The organism is Fulvitalea axinellae (assembly GCF_036492835.1).
In the GTDB taxonomy this organism is placed as follows: Bacteria; Bacteroidota; Bacteroidia; order Cytophagales; family Cyclobacteriaceae; genus Fulvitalea; species Fulvitalea axinellae.
On record NZ_AP025328.1, the window covers coordinates 1 to 2,500 of the forward strand.

Annotated in this window: 1 protein-coding gene and 2 rRNA genes (1 of these 3 cut by a window edge); 1 reads left to right on the plus strand and 2 read right to left on the minus strand. The window is 45.7% G+C overall.

Going from position 1 to position 2,500, the window contains the following annotated elements; all coding sequences use genetic code 11:
- The first annotated feature begins 814 nt into the window (after positions 1-814).
- Complete coding sequence (locus AABK39_RS27585; protein ID WP_338396368.1) at positions 815-1,783, plus strand: replication initiation protein; 969 nt, start codon at positions 815-817, stop codon at positions 1,781-1,783.
- Positions 1,784-2,003: 220 nt separating this feature from the next.
- Here AABK39_RS27585 and rrf read toward each other — a convergent pair.
- Positions 2,004-2,115 (minus strand): 5S ribosomal RNA (gene rrf / locus AABK39_RS27590).
- 58 nt (positions 2,116-2,173) lie between these two features.
- Positions 2,174-2,500: ribosomal RNA gene (locus tag AABK39_RS27595) — 23S ribosomal RNA — on the minus strand (it continues 2,559 nt past the right edge of the window).

Sequence of the window (2,500 nt, forward strand, 5' to 3'; positions counted from 1 at the left end):
AGTCATCCGGATATCGATTCCATATCAAAATCGGATTTAGGACTTCGATCGACCTCCAAATGGCGGACTTTCGGGTCGAATACAGAGAACCCGCTCAAAACACTATCGAAATTGGGCCAAAATCGGGGTTAAATCAGACCGAAATCGGGGTGTTTTTGGGGTGAAAATCGCATTTTTTGAGTTTTTCGAGAGTCTGGGGTCGATCAAATGGTCATAAATAGCCTTATTTCGCATTTTAAAAGGGGTACAATCGAATAACTTTTCAGAATCGCATATTGTATCGTTTGAGAAAAATAACGGCTTAAAACGGCTTAAAATGGCTTGATTTGGATCGGCGTTTCGGAAATCGGCCGAAAAACAGGCCAAAATCGGCCGAAAAACGGGCTTCAAACTAAATCAATAGTTGGCGCTGGGCCAAAATCCACCGTTGAAGTCCTGATTTTCTCCGCTTTTTTTTCCCGAACGCTTATCCGAACCTATATGCCGTAAAATTACTTTCGGGGCCACGATTTGACGACCCGTCTCATCGATCCAACACTTTGGAAGATTGCGCGCCCGTTTTACCCTTGTAGGTTATTGTAGGTTATTTTACCTTATTGTACGGGTCTGAAAACACCCCGTAACCTCCTGACTGTCAAGCCTCCCCATGTGGATAACTTTTTAAAGGGACACACATTGACGAAACGAATTTTCCCAAAAAGCACACACGGTGACGAACCAAAAGCACACCCGATGACGAAACTTTTGTATCTTTGGCACACATGCTCACAAGCATGAGGCTTTTATTTAGAAATGTTATATTTATACTATCTATATGCCAATTGAGACAGTCAAAAAAGTGACTTTGATACAGCCGAATCAGGTCACAAACGCCAAGTATTCCTTCTCCAAAATACAGAAGAATATACTCTACCATGTGATCTCCGAATTACAGCCCAGAATGACCAAAGGAGAGGTCAAAATGGAAGAGACAAAAATCACCCTAAAACTAAGGGATATTGACACGAATAGGAACTACCAAAGAGTCATCGACGAATGTAAAAAGATGATGAGGAAGCAGATTTCCTATGTGTTGAATAAGGACAACGGGAAATCTACGATAGTCTTAGCGACAACAGTCGCCGCCGTCACTCACGATCACGGATCGGAGGAGATCTCGTTTATTCTTCCCTCCTATGCCATGCCTTTCTTCTGTTACTACGGAGCGCTCGGTTTTACGAGCTATCAGAAGGTTTTGGCCCTATCCCTTAAATCAACCTACTCTAAGCGATTCTACGAGCTCTGTAACCGCTGGAAGGACAAAGGGGGCTTCACCATTCCACTTAAGGAACTTCGCGAGATGCTGGAGCTAGAGAACAAGTATCCTAAGATTAGCCATTTCAGGGCGCGGGTGATGGATCCAGCGCAGAAGGAGCTTCAGGAAGTCGCTGACGTATGGTTCGAATACGAGCTCAGCAAATTCAAGTCAAGATCATACAATAGGATTAGCTTCAAGATATTCCAACGCAACGCAAAAGGGGAAGCCGTAAGGAAGGATCCAAGCAAGGCTACCAAGAAGGAGAAGTACAGCTATGTCGTCCGATTCCTGTACCTCACGTTCCCCGCACACCACAGCAACAAGGCCGTCGAAATTACGGACGCTTTGATGAAAATGAAGTACCTGGACGAGGTGTACAGTCGCTTTATGCGCTTGGAGCGGGACCTCAATTTAGGGAAGAAAAACAGGGCCGATATCGAGCGTGTAACCAGGTTTATTCTGAAAGAAGACTTCGAGCTTGAATGATCCAATATAGGCTTAAAAAATAATCACTCATAACGGTTCTTAAATCGCTGTAAAATAGGTTGTTGTGAGTGATTTTTTATTTCACATAACGGTTATTTGAGCGTAGTCATTTTGTTGTCATTTAGAGCCTCTTAAAGCCTGGTTTTTCGGGGTGTATTCGGAGATGGAATGGGTATAAAAAAAGAAACCCCGATCGTGATGATCGGGGTTTTATAGTAACAAAAGGCGACGACCTACTCTCCCGCGTCTTACCGCAGTACCATCGGCGCTGGCGGGCTTAACTTCACTGTTCGGAATGGGAAGTGGTGTGCCCCGCCGCCGTAGTCGCCAAAAGGTCTTTGAAGCCTTTATGACATGGCATGTTTGGAAGTGAAACGGAGAAACGGAGTGTTCGGAAAGCTTATGGGCAATTAGTACCGCTCGGCTTTGCCATTTCGGGCTTTACACCTGCGGCCTATCGACGTCATCGTCTCTGACGACCCTTAAAGGAAATCTCATCTTGAGGCGAGTTTCGCGCTTAGATGCTTTCAGCGCTTATCTCGTCCGAACATAGCTACCCGGCGATGCGCCTGGCGGCACAACCGGTACACCAGAGGTTCGTCCATCTCGGTCCTCTCGTACTAAAGACAGGTCCTCTCAAATTTCCAACGCCCGCAACAGATAGGGACCGAACTGTCTCACGACGTTCTGAACCCAGCTCGCGTGCCACTTTAATGG

Excerpts from the sequence above, each read along its gene's own strand:
- AABK39_RS27585 (WP_338396368.1), top strand. The coding sequence starts at position 815 with ATGCCAATTGAGACAGTCAAAAAAGTGACTTTGATACAGCCGAATCAG.